Raw genomic sequence first — 21,803 nt, 5'->3', positions numbered from 1 at the left:
CCGCATCACGGAGCGGACCGCTCACTGGGTCCGGCCGGAGCTGGTGGCGCGGATCGCCTTCACGGAGTGGACCCGCGACGGCATGCTGCGCCCCCCTCCGCTGCCAGGGCCTGCGGGACGACAAGGACCCGGCGTCGATCGTCCGGGAGCGCGCGGAGTCCTGACGGCCCCTCCGGGACAAACTCCGTGGCTTTCGCCACCCGCCACGGCGATACTCGACCGTGTGTTCTTGACGATCTCTACTACTGGCGATGCGCAGAACCCGGCCACTGACCTGGGGTTCCTGCTGCACAAGCACCCCGAGAAGACGCAGGCGTTCTCCACCTCCCACGGAACCGCCCACGTCTTCTACCCCGAGGCGACCGAGGAGCGCTGCACCGTCGCGCTGCTCCTGGAGGTCGACCCCGTCGCGCTCGTGCGGCGCGGCAAGGGGAAGGGGCGGGGCGGCGCACCCGACGCGGCGCTCGCGCAGTATGTGAACGACCGGCCGTACGCGGCGTCTTCGCTGCTCGCCGTGGCGCTGAGCGCGGTCTTCTCCAGCGCGATGCGCGGCGTGTGCAACGCTCGCCCCGAGCGGGCCGGGCGGCCGTTGCCGCTGCGCGTCGAGGTGCCCGCCCTGCCCGCGCGCGGCGGCGCCGATCTGGTGCGGGCGCTGTTCGAGCCGCTCGGCTGGACGGTGTCGGTGACGCCGGTGCCGCTGGACGTGCGGTTCCCCGACTGGGGCGACTCGCGGTACGTACAGCTCGTGCTCGAAGCGTCCGACGGGACGCTGACCCTGGGCGAGGCGCTGCGGCACCTGTACGTGCTGCTGCCCGTCCTCGACGACGCCAAGCACTACTGGGTCTCGCCGGACGAGGTCGACAAGCTGCTGCGGGCCGGCGAGGGATGGCTCGCGTCCCACCCGGAGCAGGAGCTCATCACCAGCCGCTACCTGGCACGGCGCTGGTCCCTGACCCGCGAGGCCCGCGAGCGGCTCGAACTGGTGCGGCTCGCCGACGCGGACGACACGGACGTCGAGGAGATCGACAACGCCGTCGACGAGAGCACCGACACCGAGGAGCGGCCGGTGCCGCTCGCCGTGCGGCGCCGCGACGCGATCCTCGCGGCGCTCACCGCCGCGGGGTCCGCCAAGGTGCTCGACCTGGGCTGCGGGCAGGGCCAGTTGGTCCAGGAGCTGCTCAAGGACGCGCGGTTCACGGAGATCGTCGGCCTCGACGTGTCCATGCGCGCGCTGACGGTCGCCTCCCGGCGGCTCAAGCTCGACCGCATGGGCGAGCGCCGCGCGGAGCGCGTCACCCTCCTCCAGGGATCGCTCGCGTACACCGACAAGCGCCTCAAGGGGTACGACGCGGCGGTGCTCAGCGAGGTCATCGAGCACCTCGACGTGGAGCGCCTGCCCGCCCTGGAGTACGCGGTGTTCGGCTCGGCGCGGCCCCGCACCGTCCTCGTGACGACGCCGAACGTCGAGTACAACGTCCGCTGGGAGACCCTCCCCGCCGGGCACGCGCGGCACGGCGACCACCGTTTCGAGTGGTCGCGCGAGGAGTTCCGCGGCTGGGCCCGCTCCGTGGCCGAACGGCACGGTTACGGCGTGGAGTTCGCCCCCGTGGGCGACGACGACTCCGAGGTGGGACCGCCCACCCAGATGGCTGTGTTCACCCGGACCGCCGCCCCCGCCGACCACACCACCAGAGCCGAGAAGAAGGAGGCGCGAGCCGCATGACGAACGACATCCCGCGCCGCGTGCTGCCCGTCACCGACCTCTCCCTCGTCGTCCTCGTCGGCGCCACGGGATCCGGCAAGTCGACCTTCGCGCACCGGCACTTCAAGCCCACCGAGGTCCTCTCCAGCGACTTCTGCCGCGGACTCGTCGCCGACGACGAGAACGACCAGAGCGCCAGCGGCGACGCCTTCGACGTGCTGCACTACATCGCGGGCAAGCGCCTCGCCGCGGGCCGCCGCACCGTCGTCGACGCGACCAGCGTGCAGAGCGAGAGCCGCAAGCAGCTGATCGCGCTGGCCAGGCAGTACGACGTGCTGCCCATCGCCATCGTGCTCGACGTGCCCGAGGAGGTGTGCGCCGCGCGCAACGCCACGCGCGAGGACCGGGCGGGCATCCCGCGCCGCGTCATCCAGCGCCACCAGCGCGAACTGCGCCGCTCCCTCAAGCACCTGGAGCGAGAGGGCTTCCGCAAGGTCCACGTCCTGCGCGGGGTGGACGAGATCGACGGCGCCACCGTCGTCACCGAGAAGCGCTACAACGACCTCTCCCACCTCACGGGCCCCTTCGACATCGTCGGCGACATCCACGGCTGCGCCGCCGAGCTGGAGACCCTGCTCGGCAAGCTCGGCTACGTCGACGGCGTGCACCCCGAGGGGCGTACGGCCGTGTTCGTCGGCGACCTCGTCGACCGCGGCCCTGACACGCCCGGCGTGCTGCGCCGTGTGATGGGGATGGTCGCCGGCGGCACCGCCCTGTGCGTGCCCGGCAACCACGAGAACAAGCTCGGCCGGCACCTCAAGGGGCGGAACGTCCAGCACACGCACGGCCTTGCCGAGACCATCGAGCAGTTGGAGGGGGAGAGCGAGGAATTCCGTGCGCAGGTGCGGGAGTTCGTGGACGGTCTCGTCTCCCACTACGTCCTCGACGAGGGGAAGCTCGTCGTCTGCCACGCCGGGCTGCCCGAGAAGTACCACGGCCGCACGTCGGGCCGGGTGCGCTCGCACGCCCTGTACGGCGACACGACCGGCGAGACCGACGAGTTCGGCCTGCCGGTGCGCTACCCGTGGGCGGAGGAGTACCGGGGCAGGGCCGCGGTCGTCTACGGCCACACCCCGGTGCCCACCGCGACCTGGCTCAACAACACCATCTGCCTGGACACCGGTGCCGTCTTCGGCGGCAGGCTGACCGCGCTGCGCTGGCCGGAGCGCGAGCTCGTCGACGTACCGGCGGAACGCGTCTGGTACGAGCCGGCCAAGCCGCTGCGGACCGAGGCGCCGGGCGGCCACGACGGGCGGCCGCTCGACCTGGCCGACGTGCACGGCCGCCGCACGGTGGAGACGAGGCACGCGGGCCGCGTCGCCGTGCGCGAGGAGAACGCGGCCGCCGCCCTGGAGGTCATGAGCCGCTTCGCCGTCGACCCGCGCCTGCTGCCGTACCTGCCGCCGACGATGGCGCCGACCGCCACCTCGCACCGCGAGGGCTATCTGGAGCACCCGGCCGAGGCCTTCGCGTCGTACGCGCAGGACGGCGTCGCCCGCGTCGTGTGCGAGGAGAAGCACATGGGCTCGCGCGCGGTGGTCCTGGTCTGCCGGGACGCCGACGTGGCCCGCGAGCGCTTCGGCGTCGAAGGGGGCCCGACCGGCTCGCTCTGCACCCGCACCGGCCGCCCCTTCTTCACCGACCCTGCCGTCACCGAGGAGGTACTCGGCCGCCTGCGCACCGCCGTCACCGAGGCCGGCCTGTGGGAGGAGCTCGCGACGGACTGGCTGCTGCTCGACGCGGAGCTGATGCCGTGGTCGCTGAAGGCGTCCGGGCTGCTCCGCACCCAGTACGCCGCCGTGGGCGCCGCCTCCGGTGCCGTCTTCCCCGGCGCGCTCGCCGCCCTGGAAGCGGCGACGGCGCGCGGTGTCGACGCGGGACCGCTCCTCGCCCGCCAGCGGGAACGTGCCGCGGACGCCGCCGCGTTCACCGACGCCTACCGCCGCTACTGCTGGCCGACCGACGGCCTGGACGGCGTGCGCCTCGCGCCCTTCCAGATCCTGGCCGTCCAGGACCGCAGCCTCGCCGGGCTCCCGCACGACGAGCAGCTCGCCCTGATCGACCGGATGGTGGAGCACGACAGCGGCCAGGGCTCCGACCTGCTGCAGACCACCCGGCGCCTCTACGTCGACACCGGCGATCCGGAGTCGGTCCGCGCGGGCGTCGACTGGTGGCTGGAGATGACAGGACGCGGCGGCGAGGGCATGGTCGTCAAGCTGGTCGAGGCGCTGGCCAGGAACGCGCAGGGCAGGCTCGTCCAGCCCGGCGTCAAGTGCCGGGGCCGCGAGTACCTGCGGATCGTCTACGGCCCGGAGTACACGCGCCCGGAGAACCTGGCGAAGCTGCGGGACCGCTCCCTCGGCCACAAGCGCTCCCTCGCCGTCCGCGAGTACGCGCTCGGCCTGGAGGCCCTGGACCGCCTCGCGGACGGAGAGCCGCTGTGGCGCGTGCACGAGGCCGTCTTCGCGGTCCTCGCCCTGGAGTCGGAGCCGGTGGACCCGCGGCTCTAGCCGACCGCGGCTTTGGCCCAACGATGAGCGTCGGCCGTCCGGCCGGGGAAAGATGGACCCCATGGGATTCCATGTCGACTCCGAGGCCGGGCGGCTGCGCCGCGTCATACTGCACCGCCCCGATCTGGAGCTCAAGCGGCTGACTCCGAGCAACAAGGACACCCTCCTCTTCGACGACGTCCTGTGGGTGCGCAGGGCCCGCCAGGAGCACGACGGCTTCGCGGACGTGCTGCGCGACCGGGGCGTGGCCGTCCACCTCTTCGGTGACCTGCTGACCGAGACCCTGGACGTGCCCGCGGCCCGCCTCCTCGTCCTGGACCGCGTCTTCGACGAGAAGGAGTACGGACCGCTGGCCACCGACCATCTGCGGTCCGTGTTCGCGACGATGCCGTCGGCGGAGCTCGCCGAGGCACTGGTCGGCGGAATGACGAAGCGGGAGTTCCTGGAGCGGCACGCCGAGCCGACGTCGGTGCGCTTCCACTGCATGGACCTGGACGACTTCCTGCTCGGCCCGCTGCCCAACCACCTCTTCACCCGCGACACCTCCGCCTGGATCTACGACGGCGTCTCCATCAACGCGATGCGCTGGCCCGCCCGCCAGCGCGAGACCGTGCACTTCGAGGCGATCTACCGGCACCACCCGCTGTTCCGGAGCGAGAACTTCAACGTCTGGTCGCAGGGCCAGGCGGACTACCCCTCGACCATCGAGGGCGGCGACGTCCTCGTGATCGGCAAGGGCGCCGTGCTCATCGGCATGAGCGAGCGCACGACGCCGCAGGCCGTCGAGATGCTCGCCCACAAGCTGTTCGCGGCGGGCTCCGCGCAGACGATCGTGGCGCTCGACATGCCGAAGCGGCGCGCCTTCATGCACCTCGACACGGTCATGACGATGGTCGACGGCGACACCTTCACGCAGTACGCGGGCCTCGGCATGCTCCGCTCGTACACCATCGAACCGGGCGTGGGGGAGCGGGAGCTGAAGGTGACAGACCATCCCCCCGAGCACATGCACCGGGCGATCGCCGCCGCGCTCGGCCTCGACGGCATCCGGGTGCTCACGGCCACGCAGGACGTGCACGCGGCGGAGCGGGAGCAGTGGGACGACGGCTGCAACGTCCTCGCGGTGGAGCCGGGCGTCGTCGTCGCGTACGAGAGGAACTCGACCACCAACACGCATCTGCGCAAGCAGGGCATCGAGGTGATCGAGATCCTGGGCAGCGAGCTGGGGCGCGGCCGGGGCGGCCCGCGGTGCATGAGCTGCCCGGTGCAGCGGGACGCGGTGCCGGGGGCATAGCCCGGCCTGCCGACCGGCCGAGCTGGGCGCCTGTATATAAATGTGAAGGATCGTATATAGTTCCAAGGTCACCGTGTCCCGCACCCCCTTTCCGCATTCCTGGAGCGCCTCATGGCCACAGACCTCACCGGCCGCCACTTCCTCAAGGAGCTGGACTTCACCGCCGACGAGTTCCGCGGTCTCATCGAGCTGGCCGCCGAGCTGAAGGCGGCCAAGAAGGCGGGCGCCGAGGAGCGGCGGCTGCGGGGCAGGAACATCGCGCTGATCTTCGAGAAGAGCTCCACGAGGACCCGCTGCGCCTTCGAGGTGGCCGCCGCCGACCAGGGCGCCACCACCACCTACATCGACCCGTCCGGCTCGCACATCGGCAAGAAGGAGTCGTCGAAGGACACCGCCCGGGTGCTCGGCCGGATGTTCGACGCCATCGAGTTCCGCGGGGACGCCCAGGACACGGTCGAGACGCTGGCCTCCCACGCCGGCGTGCCCGTCTACAACGGCCTGACCGACGACTGGCACCCCACCCAGATGCTCGCCGACGTGCTCACCATGACCGAGCACTCCGCCAAGCCCCTCACCGACATCGCCTTCGCCTACCTCGGCGACGCCCGCTTCAACATGGGCAACTCCTACGTGATCACCGGCGCCCTGCTCGGCATGGACGTGCGCGTCGTCGCCCCCCGGGCCTACTGGCCGGCCGAGGAGATCATCGACCGGGCCCGCGAGCTCGCCGGGGCCAGCGGCGCCCGCCTCACGCTCACCGAGGACGTCGCGGAGGGCGTCAGGGGCGCCGACTTCGTCGCCACCGACGTCTGGGTGTCGATGGGGGAGCCCCAGGAGGTGTGGGCCGACCGCATAGCCGACCTCGCGCCCTACGCGGTGACGATGGACGTCCTGCGCGCCACCGGCAACGCGGACGTCAAGTTCCTGCACTGCCTGCCCGCCTTCCACGACCTGGGCACCCAGGTCGGACGCGAGGTCCACGAGACGTACGGCCTGGAGTCCCTGGAGGTCACCGACGAGGTCTTCGAGTCGGCGCACTCCGTCGTCTTCGACGAGGCCGAGAACCGTATGCACACGATCAAGGCGATCCTGGTCGCGACACTGACCTGACACCGCGCACACGCACCACGCACCACCAGAAACGAGAACCACCCCATGAGCCCCACGCGCACCACCGGGCTTCGCATCAAGTCCCCCGACCAGCTCGTCGCCGAATCGGGCGCGGACCTCGAAGGCCACGGCCTGAAGCGCACCATGGGGCTCTTCCAGCTCGTGTGCTTCGGCGTGGGCGCGATCGTCGGCACCGGCATCTTCGTCGGCCTCTCCGACTCCGTCGCCGAGGCGGGCCCCGCCGTCGCCATCTCCTACGTCCTCGCGGCCGTGACCTGCATCTTCACCGCGTTCTCGTTCGCGGAGCTGGGCGGTGCGATCCCGGTCTCCGGCAGCTCGTACTCCTTCGCGTACGCCTCCCTGGGCGAGCGCACCGCGTTCCTCGTGGGCTGGTGTCTGCTCCTGGAGTACGGCGTCTCGGTCTCCGCGGTCGCGGTCGGCTGGAGCCAGTACCTGAACGAGCTGCTGCACAGCCTGACCGGCTGGGAGCTGCCCGCCGCGCTCTGTGCGGGGCCGGGCGAGGGCGGCGTGGTGAACCTCCCGGCCGTCGTCGTCATCCTGCTCGCCGCCACGCTCCTGGTGCGCGGCATCCGCGAGAGCGCCGGGGCCACGGCCGCCATGGCGGTGCTGAAGATCGGCATCCTGCTGCTGTTCCTGGCCGTCGCGTTCACCGCGTTCGAGGACGGCAACCTCACGCCCTTCGCGGGCGCGGGTGTCTCCGGCATCACCGCGGGCGCCTCGCTCGCCTTCTTCTCCTTCATCGGCTTCGACGCCGTCACGACGGCCGGCGAAGAGGTCCGCGACCCGCGGCGCAACATCCCCCTCGCCATCATGATCTGCATCGGCGTCGTCACGCTGCTCTACGTCGCCGTGGCGCTCGCGGCCATCGGCGCGCTCGGCTCGGACGCCGTCGCGGACAAGCCCGCTGCGCTCTCGCTCGTCGTCAACCAGGTCACCGACTCGACCGTCGGCGGCGGCATCATCGCCTTCGGAGCGGTCGTCGCCATCGCGTCCGTGGTGCTCGCCGTGATGTACGGCCAGACCCGCATCCTGATGTCGATGTCCCGCGACGGCCTCATGCCGCGCGTCTTCGAACGCGTCTCGCCGCGGACCGCGACCCCGGTCGCCAACACGTGGATCGTCGCGGCGGTCGTCGCCGTGCCCGCCGCCTTCTCGTCACTCGACGTCGTCGTCAGCCTGACCACCATCGGCACCCTGGCGATCATGGCAGTGGTGAACATCGCGGTGCTCGCGCTGCGCCGCTCGGCCCCGGGCCTGCGCCGCACCTTCCGCGTGCCGCTGTACCCCGTCAGCCCCGTCCTGGGCGTGGGCTTCTGCCTCTATCTGATCTGGGGCACGGGCTGGACGACGTGGCTGCAGTTCGCCGTGTTCCTCGCGGTCGGTGCCGCGGTCTACGCGCTCTACGGGCGCGGCCACTCGCGGCTCGGCAGGGGCGAGGCCCCCGTCAGTGCCGGTGCCGCGGAGGCGTCGCGGGAAGCGTGAACCAGACCGCCTTGCCGGACGCGGTGGGGCGGTGACCGCAGGACGAGCTGAGGGTGCGGATCAGGAGCAGGCCGCGCCCGTGCTCCTGCCAGGGGTCCGGCTCGTCGAGCGGGCCCGGGTCGGTGAGATCGCCGGGCGGCAGCGGGTCGCAGTCGTGCACCTCGACCTGGCAGCCGGTCGGCAGCAGCTCGATGACCAGTTCTATGGGCTCCCGGCCTTCGGTGTGCTCGACGGCGTTGGCGACCAGCTCGGCGGTGAGGAGTTCGGCCGTGTCGCTGTCGGCGGACGACTCGATCTCGGCGAGCGCCGTACGGACCAGGGCGCGCGCGACCGGCACGGCTGCCGTGGTGTGCGGCAGCGCGATGCGCCAGGAGGCGGGGGAGGAGGGCTCGTGCAAGGCGGGTCCGTTCAGGGCAGCAGGGAGCGGTCCTGCTTTCAACCGTACGAATCCTAAGCGCTCTGTCGACAGGGACGACGGTCGGGCATTCACGGGACGTACGACCCTGTGTCGTATCGCGCACTCATGACGACAGTCACGGAATGGTGATAACTTCGGGAGGGTGGCCGCGCTCCAGCCCGTGCGGGGCCACGCCCGCGCACTCCAGCCCCCCAGGCCGAGGAGGCCGCACCAGATGAGTCCCTTCACCGGCTCCGCGACCCGCACCCCCGACTGGCGGCATCTGCGACTCGCCGTCGACGAGGGGGTCGCCACGGTCACCCTCGCCCGCCCCGACAAGCTCAACGCCCTCACCTTCGGCGCCTACGCCGACCTGCGCGACCTGCTCGCCGAGCTCTCCCGCGACAAGTCCGTGCGCGCCCTCGTGCTCGGCGGCGAGGGCCGCGGCTTCTGCTCCGGCGGTGACGTCGACGAGATCATCGGCGCCACGCTCGCCATGGACACCGCCCAGCTGCTCGACTTCAACCGCATGACCGGCCAGGTCGTACGGGCTGTCCGGGAGTGCCCCTTCCCGGTGATCGCCGCCGTCCACGGGGTGGCGGCCGGCGCCGGCGCGGTCCTCGCCCTCGCCGCGGACTTCCGCGTCGCGGACCCCTCCGCGCGGTTCTCCTTCCTCTTCACCCGGGTCGGCCTCTCCGGCGGCGACATGGGCGCCGCCTACCTCCTGCCGCGCGTCGTCGGACTCGGCCACGCCACCCGGCTCCTCATGCTCGGCGAACCGGTGCGCGCACCCGAGGCCGAACGGATCGGCCTCATCAGCGAGCTGACGGAGGAGGGCAGGGCCGCGCAGGCTGCACAGACCCTCGCCCGCCGCCTCGCCGAAGGACCCGCCCTCGCGTACGCGCAGACCAAGGCGCTGCTCACCGCCGAGCTCGACATGCCGCTCGCCGCCGCCGTCGAACTGGACGCGGCGACGCAGGCCCTCCTCATGAACGGCGAGGACTACGCCGAGTTTCACGCGGCCTTCACGGAGAAGCGCCCGCCGAAGTGGCAGGGGCGGTGACCATGGCCGCCCCCCACCGGATCGCCGTCATCGGCGGCGGCCCCGGCGGCCTCTACGCCGCCGCGCTGCTCAAGCGCCTCGACCCCGCCCGCGAGGTGACCGTCTGGGAGCGCAACGCCCCCGACGACACCTTCGGCTTCGGCGTCGTCCTCTCCGACGAGACCCTCGGCGGCATCGAACACGCCGACCCCGCCGTTCACGCCGCCCTCCAGGCCGAGTTCGTGCGCTGGGACGACATCGACATCGTGCACCGCGACCGGCGGCACACCTCCGGCGGCCACGGCTTCGCGGCGCTCGGCCGCCGCAGGCTCCTGGAGATCCTGCACGAGCGCTGCCGGAGCCTCGGCGTCGAGCTCCGCTTCCGCACCTGGGCACCGCCCGCCGCCGAGCTGTCCACGGCGTACGACCTGGTCGTCGCGGCGGACGGCGTGCACAGCCTCACCCGCGAAGCCCACGCCGACGCCTTCGGGCCGAGCCTCACGACCCACCGGTGCCGCTACATCTGGCTCGCCGCGGACTTCGCCTTCGACGCGTTCCGCTTCGAGATCGCCGAGACCGAACACGGCGTGATGCAGCTGCACGGCTACCCGTACTCGCGTGATCCCGACGCCTCCACCGTCATCGTCGAGATGCGCGAGGAGGTCTGGGAGGCCGCGGGCTTCGCGGAGCTCGACGAGCGCGAGTCCACCGAACGCTGCGCCAAGATCTTCACCGACGCGCTCGGCGGCCGCCCCCTGCGCGGCAACAACTCGTCCTGGATCAACTTCCGCAGCGTCGTCAACTCCCGCTGGTCCCACGGCAATACGGTGCTCATCGGCGACGCGGCCCACACCGCGCACTTCTCCATCGGCTCCGGCACCAAGCTCGCCGTGGAGGACGCCCTCGCGCTCGCCGCCTGCCTGGACGAACAGCCCGACATCCCGGCCGCACTCCAGGCGTACGAGACGGAGCGCCGCCCCGTCGTCGCCTCCACCCAGCGCGCCGCCCGCGCCAGCCTGGAGTGGTTCGAGCACCTGCCGGACCACCTCGGCCAGCCGCCCCGCCAGTTCGCGTTCAACCTCCTCACCCGCAGCCGCCGCGTCACCCACGACAACCTCCGCCTGCGCGACGCGGACTTCACCCGCGCCGTCGAGCGCGACTTCGGCTGCCCGGACGGCACCCCGCCGATGTTCACGCCCTTCCGGCTGCGCGACCTGACCCTGCGCAACCGCGTCGTCGTCTCCCCGATGGACATGTACTCCGCCGTGGGCGGCGTCCCTGGCGACTTCCATCTCGTGCACCTGGGTGCGCGGGCGCTGGGCGGCGCGGGCCTGGTCATGACCGAGATGGTGTGCGTCAGCGAGCGTGGCCGCATCACGCCGGGCTGCGCCGGCCTCTACACCGACGGGCAGGCCGAGGCGTGGCGCCGCGTCACCGACTTCGTGCACGACCGTGCGCCCGGCGCGGCGATCGGCCTCCAGCTCGGCCACTCGGGCCGCAAGGGCTCGACGAAGCTGATGTGGGACGGCATCGACGAGCCGCTGCCCGACGGCAACTGGCCGCTCGACGCCGCCTCCCCCCTCCCGTACAGGCCGGACAGCCAGACCCCGCGCGAGCTCACCCGCGCCGGACTGACCGAGATCCGCGAGCAGTTCGTCGCGGCGGCCCGGCGCGCCGACCGTGCGGGCTTCGACCTCCTCGAACTGCACTGCGCCCACGGCTATCTGCTGTCCGGTTTCCTCTCCCCGCTCACGAACCGCCGCACGGACGCGTACGGCGGCTCGCTGCCCGGCCGGCTCCGCTACCCCCTCGAAGTCTTCGACGCGGTACGGGAGGTGTGGCCGGAGGGCAGGCCCATGACGGTCCGCATCTCCGCCACCGACTGGGCCGACGGCGGCACCACGGCGGACGACGCCGTCGACATCGCCCGCGCGTTCGCGGACCACGGCGCCGACGCGATCGACGTCTCCACGGGGCAGGTGGTCTCGAACGAGCGTCCCGCGTACGGCCGCTCCTACCAGACGCCGTACGCCGACCGCATCCGCAACCGGACCGGCATCCCCGTGATCACGGTCGGCGCCGTCTCCTCCTGGGACGACGTCAACTCCCTGCTGCTCGCGGGCCGCGCGGACCTGTGCGCGCTGGCCCGCCCCCACCTCTACGACCCGCACTGGACCCTGCACGCCGCCGCAGAACAGGGCTACGCGGGCCCCGGCGCGACCTGGCCGGTGCAGTACCGAGCGGGCAGCCGCCGCCCTCAGACGGGACGTACGGACGCCCCCAAGCCGAGGCTGAAGCTGGGCGGCTGAGCCGTCGCCGATGCCCCGGCCGCCTCAGGGGATCGGGGCGATCCTGACCTCGGCCACCGTGCCCTCGCCCCGCAGCGTCAGCGTGCCGGGGCCGTCCCGGCGGACGCAGTCGAGACGGCCGAGCGGAGTGACCCGCCCGCCCGGGCCGCCGGTCGCGACCCCCTCGGTGACGGCCATGACAAGCAGGACCTCGCCCGCGGCGCACACCGTCTCCGCCTCCCGCGCGGCGGTGACGGCGACGATCCGCACCCGCGCCGTCGCCCGGCCCCTGCGGGTCATCACGTTCAGGTTGCGCACCGCGCCCGCCGTCAGCCGGCAGTCCATCGCCGCGTCGCCGGGGAAGGCGAAGGGACTCAGCGCCCCGACCGGCCGCGGTGCACCGTTCACGGTCAGCACCATGCCGTCGCCCTCGACCGGGGTGATCACACGGTCGATCCCGGGAAAGACGGAGAAGGGGCCGTCCCCGGCCACGTCCGCGACGCTCACCCGCCAGCCGGCGCCCTCCGCGACCTCCCTGGTCGTACCGCCGCCGTTCTTCCACGGCACGCTGCGGTACGCGCTCTCGCGCAGCACATCCGCGTCCATCCGCCGACCCCTCCCAGGAACATGATCACCGACTCGGGAGTCAGCCTATGCGGGGCGCACGAACAGCGCGCCGGCCTCCCGCAGCCGGCCGTCCAGCGCCGCGAACACCGCGGCGGAACGGGCCCCCGGCCAGTCCGCCGGCAGCAGGTCGGCGGGCAGGCCCGGGTCGGCGTAGGGGAGTTGGCGCCAGGAGTCGAGGGCGAGGAGGTAGTCGCGGTACGCCTCCTCGGGGGCCGGGGGAGCGCCCCTGCGGGACTCCCAGGAACGCAGCACCGGCTCGTGGCGGTCCAGGAACGCCTCGTGCTGCTTGGCCAGCGACGAGAGGTCCCACCAGCGGGCGACCGCCTCGGCCGTCGGCGCGAAGCCCAGGTGCTCGCCGCGGAACAGATCGACGTACGGGGAGAGCTGGAGGCGTTCCAGGGTGTGCCTGGTCTCCTCGTAGAGGTGCGCGGGGGCGATCCACACACCGGGAGCCGCCGTGCCGAAGCCGAGGCCCGCGAGGCGGGAGCGCAGCACGTGCCGCTTCTGGCGTTCGGCCTCGGGGACGGAGAACACGGCGAGGACCCAGCCGCCGCCCTGCCGCGCGGCCTCGGTGCCGTAGATGCGGCGGTCGCCGTCCTCCAGGAGCTGGCGGGCGTCGGGCGACAGCGCGTACCCCGCCGCGCCCGCCTCCGTGCGGGCGGGCACGAGGAGGCCGCGCCGCTTGAGCCGGGACACCGAGGAGCGCACCGACGGCGCGTCCACGCCGACCGGCGCGAGGAGGCGCACCAGCTCGGCCACCGGGACGGGGCCGGGTGCGGCCCGGCCGTAGGCGCCGTAGAAGGTGACGATCAGGGACCGTGGGGTGTGCTGCTCGGACACGTGATCACTCTACGGGCCCGGTTCCGCAGGGGACGCGGCGCGCAGCCGGAACCGCTGCAGCTTCCCCGTGGCCGTCCTCGGCAGGGCGTCGAGGAAGACGATCTCCCGCGGGCACTTGTACGGCACCAGCTCGCCCTTGACGAACTCGCGCAGCCGGTCGGCGTCGGGCGTCGCCCCTTCGCGCAGGACCACATGGGCCACGACCACCTGGCCGCGCCGCTCGTCGGGGCGCCCCACGACCGCCGTCTCGACGACGTCGGGGTGGCGGAGCAGGGCATCCTCGACCTCGGGGCCCGCGACGTTGTACCCGGCCGAGATGATCATGTCGTCCGCGCGGGCGACATAGCGGAAGTAGCCGTCGGCGTCGCGGATGTAGGTGTCGCCGGTGATGTTCCAGCCGTGCCTCACGTACTGCGACTGGCGGTCGTCGGCGAGGTAGCGGCAGCCCACCGGGCCGCGCACGGCGAGCAGTCCGGGCTCGCCGTCCGGCACCGGGACGCCGGAGCCGTCGACCACGCGCGCGTGCCACCCCGGCACTGGCCGGCCCGTGGTGCCGGGCCTGATCGCCTCGTCGGCGGCGGAGATGAAGATGTGCAGCAGCTCCGTCGCGCCGATGCCGTTGATGATCCGGTGCCCCGTGCGCTGGTGCCAGGCCTGCCAGGTGGCCGCGGGGAGGTTCTCACCGGCCGAGACGCAGCGGCGCAGCGAGGAGACGTCGTGCCCGTCGAAGTGGTCGAGCATCGTGCGGTACGCGGTCGGGGCGGTGAAGAGCACCGAGATCCCGTGCTGTCCGATGGCGGGCAACAGCTGCTTGGGACCGGCCTGTTCGAGCAGCACGGACGATGCGCCGAAGCGCAGCGGGAAGACGACGAGGCCGCCGAGCCCGAAGGTGAAGCCGAGCGGCGGACTGCCCGCGAAGACGTCGTCGGGCACCGGCTTCAGGATGTGCCGCGCGAAGGTGTCGGCGATGGCGAGCACGTCACGGTGGAAGTGCATGCAGCCCTTGGGCCGTCCCGTCGTGCCGGAGGTGAACGCGATCAGCGCGACGTCGTCGGCCGCCGTGTCCACCGCCTCGTAGCGCTCGGGCTGCCGGGCGGTGCGCGCGAGGAGGTCGTCGGGGCCCTCGCCGCCGTACGTCGTGACGTTCAGCCCCGGCACACCGGCCTTGATCAGGTCGTCCACCGATCGGATGTCGCACAGCGCGTGCCGCACCTCGGCGATCTCACACATGGTGGCGAGCTCCTGCGCGCGCTGCTGGGCGAGGACGGTCACGGCGACCGCGCCCGCCTTCATCACCGCCAGCCAGCAGGCCGCGAGCCACGGCGTGGTGGGCCCGCGCAGCAGCACGCGCCCGCCGGGCCGTACGCCGAGCTCGTCGCTCAGCACGTGCGCGATCCGGTCGACGTGCTGTCGCAGCGTGCCGTACGTCCACGTCTCGCCGGAGGCGGTGTGGAAGACGGGCCGCTCGGCGCCGAAGCGCTCGGCGGTCCGGTCCAGGAGTTCCGTGCCGCAGTTGAGGCGGGCGGGGTAGTGCAACTCGGGGCGGTCGTGGACCAGCGCGGGCCACTGTGCGCGGGGCGGGAGGTGCTCCCGGGCGAACGTGTCGAGGTGGCCGGACGGTGTCAGCCCTGGGTTGGCTGGATTGCCGGTGGGTTCCATGGCGGCTCTGCCCCCTTGCCTGCCGGTCGGGCGCTGTGGTGGGCTCGCTCCATGAGCGTATCGTGATGGTGACGACAGTCAACGGTGCGCGATAAAGGAGGGTCCGGGATGACGGCATTCTCGCTCAACCCTGAACAAACCGCCCGTTGTGCGGAGCTGCGCACGCTCGCCGCGGAGCGGCTGCGCCCCCTGGCGGAGAAGGGGGAGCCCGGCCACGTCAACCGGCCGCTGGTGGCGGCACTGGGCGAACTGGGCCTGCTGGGCCGCCTGTTCGAGGAGCGGGGCGCCGTCGGGGAAGGGGGCGCGGCCCGCGCTCAGGGGGCGGGCGCCATCGACCTCTGCCTGACCAGGGAATCCCTCGCGTACGCCTGCACGGAGGCAGAAACCGCCTTCGCCCTGCAAGGGCTCGGCGCGCACCCCGTGCACACCCACGGCTCCCCGGCCCAGCGGGAACAGTGGCTGCCGCCGGTCCGCAGAGGCCACGCCGTCGCGGCCTTCGCGCTCTCCGAGCCGGGCGCAGGCTCGGACGCGGCGGCCCTGAACCTCGCCGCGACGCCCGACCGCTCCGACGGCTGGCGCCTCACCGGCGAGAAGTGCTGGATCTCGAACGCCCCCGAGGCCGACTTCTACACCGTCTTCGCCCGCACGACGCCCGGCGCGGGGTCCCGCGGCGTCACCGCGTTCCTGGTCCCCGCCGACCGGGCGGGCCTCACCGGCACGTCCCTCGACATGCTCTCGCCGCACCCGATCGGCGCCCTCGCCTTCGACGGCGTGCGGGTCACCGCGGCCGACGTGCTCGGCGAGGTGGACCGCGGCTTCCGGGTCGCGATGACCACGCTCAACCGGTTCCGGCCGAGCGTCGGCGCGTTCGCGGTCGGCATGGCACAGGCCGCGCTCGACGCCACGCTCGCCCACACCGCCGAACGGACCGCGTTCGGCGGCCCGTTGAAGGATCTGCAGTCCGTCGCCCACCAGGTCGCCGAGATGGCCACGCGCACCGAGGCGGCCCGCCTGATGGTGTACGCGGCAGCGGCGGCGTACGACAGAGAAGGGCCCCAGGGCCCCGGCATCGCCCGGCGCGCCGCCATGGCGAAGCTGATCGCCACCGAGACCGCCCAGTACGTGGTCGACGCGGCCGTCCAGCTGCACGGCGCCCGCGCGCTGCGCCGCGGTCACCTCCTCGAACACCTCTACCGCGAGGTCCGCGCGCCCCGCATCTACGAGGGCGCGAGCGAGGTCCAGCGCACCATCATCGCCAAAGAGCTGTACGCCCACCCGGAGGAGCCGACCGCATGAGCAGCCTGGACCGCGTCAACCCCGCCGAACTCTCCCCGCCCAGGGGCTTTTCGCACGCCGTCACCGCGACCGGCTCCCGCCTGGTCTTCCTGGCGGGGCAGACCGCGCTGGACGGCGAGGGCGAGGTCACCGGGGCGACCCTGCCCGAGCAGTTCGAGAAGGCCCTGACGAACCTTCTCACCGCCCTGCGGCACGCGGGCGGCACCCCCGCCGACCTCGCGCGCGTCACGGTCTACGCCACGGACGTCGCCGACTACCGCGCCCACGCCCCCGAACTGGGCCGTATCTGGAAGCGGTTGGCGGGCCGCGACTACCCGGCGATGGCAGTGGTGGGCATCGTGCGCCTGTGGGACGAGGAAGCCTTGGTGGAACTCGACGGAACGGCCGTGCTCGACTGAACGCGGACCCTTCCGGACGGAATGCCTGCTACCGGGTGCGAGGGGCAGATCGCGGGGTACCCGACGGCGACCGCGGCCACCGGGGTCGCTGGGAACGGAACGTCGAGAGTTCCGCAGGAGGGGTTGTCACGTGCGTACGCGAAGGGTTTCGGGTGTCATCGGAGTTTCGGTGCTCGCGGCGGCGCTGCTGTCGGGCTGTGGCGACAGCGACGACGGAGGAGGCTCCGACAAGCCGTTCGCCAAGGACAGCGCCGACCGGATCGCCTCCAAGGCGGTAGCCGCGACCAAGGGCGCCGACTCCATGCGCATCAAGGGCGACATGAGCCAGGACGGTAAGCCGGTGAGCCTGGACATCGCGGTCGACCAGGAGAAGAACTGCGAGGGGACGATCGGCACCGACGGTTCGAAGGCCGAGGTGCGGCATACGAACGGCACCTTGTACATGCGCGGCAACGAGCAGTACTGGAAGGCCGCGCTCAAGAACCAGCCCAGTTCGCAGAAGGTGCTCTCCAAGGTCGTCGACAAGTGGGTCAAGATGCCCGCCGACGACGCGTCCATCTCCGGCATGTGCGACAAGCAGGGCCTGGTCGCGTCGATGGACGAGGACAAGTCCGAACGCAAGGGCATGAAGAAGGGCGACACGACGACCGTCGACGGCAAGGAGGCCATCGCCCTGACGAAGAAGGGCTCCGGCGGCGAGATGAACACGATGTACGTCGCCACGGAGGGCAAGCCGTACATCCTGCGCGTCTCCACCAAGGGCGGCGACGCCCCCAGCGACGCCACGTTCGGCGACTACGACAAGCCCGTCAGCCCCGAGACACCGGCCAAGGACGAGACGGTCGACATGAAGGAACTCGCGGCGACCGGCTCGTAGCCGACGCCAGCGCTCGGCAGCATGCGGCAGCGCTCGGCAGCCGCAGCAACCGACGCACCGAGTCACCGACGCACCGAGGCACCGACGCACCGACACACCGGCGTGGGCGTGGCGACCGACGCCACGCCCACGCCCACGTGCGCGCTCGGTCGCTACCATGCCGCGCATGGCCGACTCCTATGCGGGGCTTGCCCGTTACTACGACCTCATCATGACGTCGGGGTACTACGACTACGCGGCACTGGCACAAGAACTGCTCGCCCACCTCGGCGACCGCCGACGGCTGCTGGAGCTGGGCGTGGGAACGGGTCTCGTCTGCGAGAAGCTGCTGGAACACGGCCCGCCCGACCTGCGGATCACGGGCATCGACCACACGGCGAGCATGCTGGCCCAGGCACATGAGCGGCTCGGCGGGCGGGTCCGCCTCATCGAGGGGGACATCGTCGAGACGCGGCCGGCACCCGACTTCGACGCCGCCTATTCGGTCGGCGGCATCTGGTACGGCATCCAGGACGAAGGCCGCTTCTGGCTCGGCAGCCACCTGACGGAGGAGGACGAGGACATCCGGGGACTGGACAACCTCGCCGCCGCCCTGCCTCCCGGCGGACAGCTCCTGCTCGCTCTCCAGGACCCGCACCACCCCTACCGCAGGACCCTGCCCGGTGGACTGGTCTACGCCCAGGAGATCCGCACCCGGGGAAACGGACGGTTCGTCAAGGAGTACTCCGTCCTGCGCGCCGACAGGACGCTGGCCCGGCAGCGCTCCCCGTTCCGGCTGCGCCCTCAGCCGGAGGCCGACCGTCTGCTGGAGCGGTGCGGGTTCGTCCTCGCGGACCATGACCCCGGCGGCCGGGTGCGTCGCTATACGCGCTCCTGAGCCGGACGTGCTCCCGGTGCGCCCCCTTGCTGCCCTGGACCGGGGCCTCTTCGGCGAGCCACTGTTTCGGGAAGCAACCGGCAGGCCCTGCGTCGATCCGTCTGCAGTCGGAAGATCGGAAGAAGCGAGGAGCTGGATGGGTGCCATCCGAGTGGGAGTGATCGGTGCGGCCGGCCGCATGGGCCGCGAGGTGGTGAAGGCCGTCGAGTCCGCTCCCGACCTCGAACTGGTCGCCGCCCTGGGCCGTGCCGACCCGCTGGACGGCCTGGCGAGGGCCGGCGCCGAGGTCGCTGTCGAACTGACGCATCCGGATGTGGTCATGGACCATCTGGAGTTCTGCGTACGCAGGGGCATTCACGGGGTGGTCGGCACCACCGGATGGACGGACGAGCGGCTGAACACACTGAGGGGCTGGCTCGCCGGTTCACCGCGGACGGGTGTGCTCGTCGGACCGCTCTCCGTGGGCGCGGTGCTGACGATGCGCCTCGCGCAGTACGCGGCCCGCTGGTTCGAGTCCGTCGAGATCGTCGAGATGCACCACCCCGACAAGGCCGACGCCCCCAGCGGCGCCGCCGTCCGTACCGCCAGGCTCGTCGCCGAGGCCCGCCGCGCGGTGGGCCGGGGTGCCGCGCAGCCGGACGCCACCACCACCGCCCTGCCCGGCGCCCGCGGCGCGGACGTCGAAGGGGTGCCGGTGCACGCCGTGCGGGCGCGGGGGCTCGTGGCTCACCAGGAGGTCGTCTTCGGCGGCACGGGCGAGACCCTCACGATCCGGCACGATTCCACGGACCGCGCCTGTTTCACACCCGGTTTCCTGCTCGGGGTGCGCCGGATCGCTTCCGTCCCGGGGCTGACCCTGGGACTGGAGTCCTTCATGGACCTGGACCGAGACCTGGACCGAGACCCGGCCCGAGACCTGGACCGGAACCTGCACCGACCTGGACCGAGGTGAGGCACATGGCAGCAGAAGGGCCGGAGAGCGCTCCGGGGGCGCCGCACATATCGGACGCCACGCTGCGGGACTCCGCCCACATGGCGGGCGTCGAGTTCGGTCCGGGAGCCGCCGCGGCCCTCGCGGACCTGCTGGTCAGGACCGGCGTCGAGCTGGTCGAGGTGGGCATGGTGTCGGGCCCGGGCGCCAAGGACGCCGACCTCGTGCTCGCCGCACACGAGGCGATCGGCCCCGAGCGCTGCATGACGCTCGTCGTCGTGCGCGACCGCCGGCAGGTCGCCAAGGCCCTCGACGAGGCCGAGCGGCTCGGCGTACGGCACGTCATGTGCTCCATCCCCACCTCCGAGCGGCACGCCGAACTGAAACTGGGCTCGACCAGTCTCAAGTTCCTGGAGGTGCTGGCCCGTTCGGCGATCACCCAGGCCAAGGAGCGCGGCTTCCACGTCACCTTCAGCGGCGAGGACGGCGCACGGACACCCGCCGCCCGCCTCGTGCCCTACGTGACGACGGGATTCCGGGCCGGGGCCGACCGCTTCCGGCTGGCGGAGACTGTCGCCTGTCTCTCGCCCTGGCAGATGGAGGAGCTGGTCGCGCGGCTCGTGGCGGTCGACCGCTCGGAGATCGAGGTCCACGCGCACAACATGCTGGGCATGGCGGTCGCCAACTCCCTGGCCGCCGTCCGCGCGGGCGCCCGGTGGATCTCCGCGACGGTCGGCGGCATCGGCGAGCGCGGCGGCAACGCCCCCCTGGCCGAACTGCTCACCGCGCTGCGGGTCCTGAACGCGGACACCCGCTTCGACCTCACGTACCTCACCGAACTCTCCCGCCTCGCGTTGCAGAGCTCCGGTCTCGGCGACGCCTTCCAGCCGGGCCCGGCCACCCGTCACTCGTACGCGTACGAACTGGCGGGCCAGCTCAGCCACCCGGAGGCGTACGAGACGCTGCCCGCCGAAGTCGTCGGCAACACCCGCCGGTTGCGGGTCCGCAGCCGCCTCACCCCGTCCCTGGTCGCCTGGGCGCTGGCCGACTCGGACATCGACGTGGACGTCGGCGCCTTCACCTCGTGGCTCGTCGCACAGCAGGAACGGGACGGCAACCCGCTGCTCGACCGGGACGCGATCCGCACGGCCGCCCAGGCCTTCCCGTCCTCCTGACACTGACGAGCGATTCCGTCCGCACCCCCGAGCAAGGAGGCCCCTCATGACGAGAGACACGCTCGCCGGTACCTGCCCCGAATGCGAGACGGACCTGACGGTGCCGATGATGGTCAGCGGCGAGACGTTCGTCTGCCCCGAGTGCATGCTCACGCTCCGCGTCGAGGGCGTCTCCGGGGGCCGCACCACCCTGCGGATGGTCGAGACCCGGCTCCGCGACTGGGGCCAGTGAGATGCCGCGGACGGTCGCCGTCGCCGCGGACCGGATCGGCTGGGAGGAGCGCAGGCTGATCGCCGCTGCCCCGGCGTTCGGCCTGCGCCTGGAGTGGGTCAACGACGAGTCGATGTGCCTGGGCCACCCGGACGCCCCGGCCCTCTCCGGCTACGACGCGCTGCTGGTGCGCAGCCGCAGCTACACGCGCGGCGGCCTCGTCGCCACGCTCGCCGAGGCCGCATCGGTCCGCACCCTGAACACCGCCCGCGCGATCCGGACCTGCCAGAACAAGGCGGCCCTGCGCACCGCCCTGCGCTCCGCAGGCATCCCCGTCCCCGACTTCCGGCTCGTGCTCTCCCGCACGGACTTCGAGCGCGCCCTCAAGGAACTGCCCCTGCCCCTCGTCCTCAAGCCCGTCTTCGGCGGCATGGGCAAACGGGTCACGCTGCTCCGGCACGCCGACACCGCCGCGTCCGTGTACGACTACGTCGAGGACCTCGGGCACGCCTTCGAGCAGGCCTGCCTGGTGGAGCCGTACCTGGGCGACACCTCCGTGCGCTGCCTGGTCGTGGGCGACGAGATCGCCGGCGCCGCCGAGTTCACCGGCGGCGGCGAGTTCACCGGCGGGGCCGCCGACTGGCGCACCAACGCGGCGCTGGGCAACCGGGCCCGGGCCGTGGCCCACGACCCGGAGCTGCGCAAGATCCTCGACAGCGTGGTGTCCGAACTGGGGCCGGGCATCTACGGAGTCGACCTCTTCCGCACGCCCGAGGGCCACGTCGTCAACGAGGTCAACCACGCCCCGGGCTTCCGGGCGCTGGACGCGGCGACCGGAGCGGACATCCCCTCGTCCGTCGCCCGCCACCTCCGGGAAGCCCTCGCATGACCTCCGGGAGGCACACGCATGACTCGCGGAAGTCCACGCATGATCCGCCGGGAGGCACACGCATGACCTCCGGAAGGTCCACGCATGATCCGCCGGGAGGCACACACATGGCCTCCG

The 21,803-nt window shown here is 72.4% G+C and carries 19 protein-coding genes; 15 read left to right on the top strand and 4 right to left on the bottom strand.

The features are described 5' to 3' along the window. Nucleotides 1–223 precede the first annotated feature (223 nt). The 5 genes from AB0N81_RS01525 (at nt 224) to AB0N81_RS01505 (ending at nt 8,179) form a co-directional block, all read left to right on the top strand. Complete coding sequence (locus tag AB0N81_RS01525) at nt 224–1,723, top strand: 3' terminal RNA ribose 2'-O-methyltransferase Hen1 (RefSeq protein WP_365354836.1); 1,500 nt, start codon at nt 224–226, stop codon at nt 1,721–1,723. Next, on the top strand, nt 1,720–4,272 hold the full coding sequence (locus AB0N81_RS01520; protein WP_365354618.1) for a polynucleotide kinase-phosphatase: 2,553 nt from the start codon (nt 1,720–1,722) through the stop codon (nt 4,270–4,272). Before AB0N81_RS01525 ends, AB0N81_RS01520 begins: the two co-directional genes overlap by 4 nt. Nucleotides 4,273–4,333: 61 nt before the next feature. Then, a complete protein-coding gene (locus AB0N81_RS01515) occupies nt 4,334–5,566 on the top strand; it encodes an arginine deiminase (RefSeq protein ID WP_365354617.1) in 1,233 nt (410 codons plus the stop codon). Between the two features lie 111 nt (nt 5,567–5,677). After that, nucleotides 5,678–6,676, top strand: coding sequence for an ornithine carbamoyltransferase (gene argF / locus AB0N81_RS01510; protein ID WP_365354616.1), 999 nt, complete (start codon nt 5,678–5,680; stop codon nt 6,674–6,676). A 45-nt stretch (nt 6,677–6,721) separates the two neighbouring features. Next, nucleotides 6,722–8,179, top strand: coding sequence for an amino acid permease (locus tag AB0N81_RS01505; protein WP_365354615.1), 1,458 nt, complete (start codon nt 6,722–6,724; stop codon nt 8,177–8,179). Here the strand turns inward: AB0N81_RS01505 and AB0N81_RS01500 are convergent. Continuing rightward, a complete protein-coding gene (locus AB0N81_RS01500; RefSeq protein ID WP_365354835.1) occupies nt 8,142–8,591 on the bottom strand; it encodes an ATP-binding protein in 450 nt (149 codons plus the stop codon). The genes AB0N81_RS01505 and AB0N81_RS01500 overlap by 38 nt on opposite strands. A gap of 220 nt (nt 8,592–8,811) precedes the next feature. Between AB0N81_RS01500 and AB0N81_RS01495 the strand changes: the two genes are divergently transcribed. Together AB0N81_RS01495 and AB0N81_RS01490 are read left to right on the top strand one after the other, a co-directional pair. Continuing rightward, the gene (locus AB0N81_RS01495) at nt 8,812–9,639 is read left to right on the top strand and encodes an enoyl-CoA hydratase family protein (RefSeq protein ID WP_365354613.1); all 828 of its coding nucleotides are present in this window, start codon (nt 8,812–8,814) and stop codon (nt 9,637–9,639) included. A gap of 2 nt (nt 9,640–9,641) precedes the next feature. Continuing rightward, nucleotides 9,642–11,927 (top strand): bifunctional salicylyl-CoA 5-hydroxylase/oxidoreductase, encoded by a 2,286-nt coding sequence (locus AB0N81_RS01490; protein WP_365354611.1) that lies wholly within the window; start codon nt 9,642–9,644, stop codon nt 11,925–11,927. A 24-nt stretch (nt 11,928–11,951) separates the two neighbouring features. On the opposite strand, the gene AB0N81_RS01485 is transcribed toward AB0N81_RS01490, so the two are convergent. The 3 genes from AB0N81_RS01485 to AB0N81_RS01475 are packed head-to-tail and all read right to left on the bottom strand — an operon-like array spanning nt 11,952 to nt 15,032. After that, on the bottom strand, nt 11,952–12,512 hold the full coding sequence (locus AB0N81_RS01485; RefSeq protein WP_365354609.1) for a HutD family protein: 561 nt from the start codon (nt 12,510–12,512) through the stop codon (nt 11,952–11,954). A gap of 45 nt (nt 12,513–12,557) precedes the next feature. Beyond that, nucleotides 12,558–13,373: a PaaX family transcriptional regulator C-terminal domain-containing protein gene (locus tag AB0N81_RS01480; RefSeq protein ID WP_365354608.1), complete on the bottom strand. Its 816-nt coding sequence runs from the start codon at nt 13,371–13,373 to the stop codon at nt 12,558–12,560. Nucleotides 13,374–13,382: 9 nt separating this feature from the next. Beyond that, on the bottom strand, nt 13,383–15,032 hold the full coding sequence (locus tag AB0N81_RS01475) for an AMP-binding protein (protein ID WP_365354606.1): 1,650 nt from the start codon (nt 15,030–15,032) through the stop codon (nt 13,383–13,385). A 108-nt stretch (nt 15,033–15,140) separates the two neighbouring features. On the opposite strand from AB0N81_RS01475, the gene AB0N81_RS01470 reads away from it, so the two are divergent. From AB0N81_RS01470 to AB0N81_RS01435, 8 genes are all read left to right on the top strand, one after another. Further along, on the top strand, nt 15,141–16,328 hold the full coding sequence (locus AB0N81_RS01470; RefSeq protein ID WP_365354605.1) for an acyl-CoA dehydrogenase family protein: 1,188 nt from the start codon (nt 15,141–15,143) through the stop codon (nt 16,326–16,328). Next, a complete protein-coding gene (locus AB0N81_RS01465) occupies nt 16,325–16,726 on the top strand; it encodes a RidA family protein (protein WP_365354604.1) in 402 nt (133 codons plus the stop codon). Before AB0N81_RS01470 ends, AB0N81_RS01465 begins: the two co-directional genes overlap by 4 nt. A 130-nt stretch (nt 16,727–16,856) precedes the next feature. Beyond that, entirely contained in the window at nt 16,857–17,603 is a 747-nt protein-coding gene (locus AB0N81_RS01460; RefSeq protein WP_365354603.1) for a hypothetical protein, read from the top strand. Nucleotides 17,604–17,769: 166 nt separating this feature from the next. Further along, nucleotides 17,770–18,480 carry a class I SAM-dependent methyltransferase gene (locus AB0N81_RS01455; protein WP_365354601.1) on the top strand — a complete coding sequence of 237 codons (711 nt, stop codon included), beginning with the start codon at nt 17,770–17,772 and terminating at the stop codon, nt 18,478–18,480. A 136-nt stretch (nt 18,481–18,616) separates the two neighbouring features. Next, the gene (gene dapB, locus AB0N81_RS01450; RefSeq protein ID WP_365354599.1) at nt 18,617–19,432 is read left to right on the top strand and encodes a 4-hydroxy-tetrahydrodipicolinate reductase; all 816 of its coding nucleotides are present in this window, start codon (nt 18,617–18,619) and stop codon (nt 19,430–19,432) included. Nucleotides 19,433–19,437: 5 nt separating this feature from the next. Continuing rightward, on the top strand, nt 19,438–20,586 hold the full coding sequence (locus tag AB0N81_RS01445; protein WP_365354598.1) for an isopropylmalate synthase: 1,149 nt from the start codon (nt 19,438–19,440) through the stop codon (nt 20,584–20,586). A 46-nt stretch (nt 20,587–20,632) separates the two neighbouring features. Continuing rightward, nucleotides 20,633–20,818 (top strand): lysine biosynthesis protein LysW, encoded by a 186-nt coding sequence (locus tag AB0N81_RS01440; protein WP_365354596.1) that lies wholly within the window; start codon nt 20,633–20,635, stop codon nt 20,816–20,818. A 1-nt stretch (nt 20,819) separates the two neighbouring features. Beyond that, nucleotides 20,820–21,686 (top strand): RimK family alpha-L-glutamate ligase, encoded by an 867-nt coding sequence (locus tag AB0N81_RS01435; RefSeq protein ID WP_365354594.1) that lies wholly within the window; start codon nt 20,820–20,822, stop codon nt 21,684–21,686. The last annotated feature ends 117 nt before the right edge of the window (nt 21,687–21,803 follow it).

Origin of the sequence: Streptomyces sp. NPDC093510, assembly GCF_040683555.1 — a bacterium.
Lineage (GTDB): Bacteria > Actinomycetota > Actinomycetes > Streptomycetales > Streptomycetaceae > Streptomyces.
The sequence above is the reverse complement of the archived record's forward strand: the minus strand, read 5'-3'. Positions and strand labels throughout refer to the sequence as shown.

Bases quoted from the DNA above. Each gene is read 5' to 3' on its own strand.
- AB0N81_RS01520 (WP_365354618.1), top strand. From the start codon at position 1,720: ATGACGAACGACATCCCGCGCCGCGTGCTGCCCGTCACCGACCTCTCC.
- AB0N81_RS01490 (WP_365354611.1), top strand. From the start codon at position 9,642: ATGGCCGCCCCCCACCGGATCGCCGTCATCGGCGGCGGCCCCGGCGGC.
- AB0N81_RS01475 (WP_365354606.1), bottom strand. From the start codon at position 15,032: ATGGAACCCACCGGCAATCCAGCCAACCCAGGGCTGACACCGTCCGGC.
- AB0N81_RS01445 (WP_365354598.1), top strand. From the start codon at position 19,438: ATGGCAGCAGAAGGGCCGGAGAGCGCTCCGGGGGCGCCGCACATATCG.
- AB0N81_RS01435 (WP_365354594.1), top strand. From the start codon at position 20,820: ATGCCGCGGACGGTCGCCGTCGCCGCGGACCGGATCGGCTGGGAGGAG.
- dapB (WP_365354599.1), top strand. From the start codon at position 18,617: ATGGGTGCCATCCGAGTGGGAGTGATCGGTGCGGCCGGCCGCATGGGC.
- AB0N81_RS01495 (WP_365354613.1), top strand. From the start codon at position 8,812: ATGAGTCCCTTCACCGGCTCCGCGACCCGCACCCCCGACTGGCGGCAT.
- AB0N81_RS01470 (WP_365354605.1), top strand. From the start codon at position 15,141: ATGACGGCATTCTCGCTCAACCCTGAACAAACCGCCCGTTGTGCGGAG.
- AB0N81_RS01485 (WP_365354609.1), bottom strand. From the start codon at position 12,512: ATGGACGCGGATGTGCTGCGCGAGAGCGCGTACCGCAGCGTGCCGTGG.
- AB0N81_RS01515 (WP_365354617.1), top strand. From the start codon at position 4,334: ATGGGATTCCATGTCGACTCCGAGGCCGGGCGGCTGCGCCGCGTCATA.
- AB0N81_RS01455 (WP_365354601.1), top strand. From the start codon at position 17,770: ATGGCCGACTCCTATGCGGGGCTTGCCCGTTACTACGACCTCATCATG.
- AB0N81_RS01465 (WP_365354604.1), top strand. From the start codon at position 16,325: ATGAGCAGCCTGGACCGCGTCAACCCCGCCGAACTCTCCCCGCCCAGG.
- AB0N81_RS01440 (WP_365354596.1), top strand. From the start codon at position 20,633: ATGACGAGAGACACGCTCGCCGGTACCTGCCCCGAATGCGAGACGGAC.
- argF (WP_365354616.1), top strand. From the start codon at position 5,678: ATGGCCACAGACCTCACCGGCCGCCACTTCCTCAAGGAGCTGGACTTC.
- AB0N81_RS01505 (WP_365354615.1), top strand. From the start codon at position 6,722: ATGAGCCCCACGCGCACCACCGGGCTTCGCATCAAGTCCCCCGACCAG.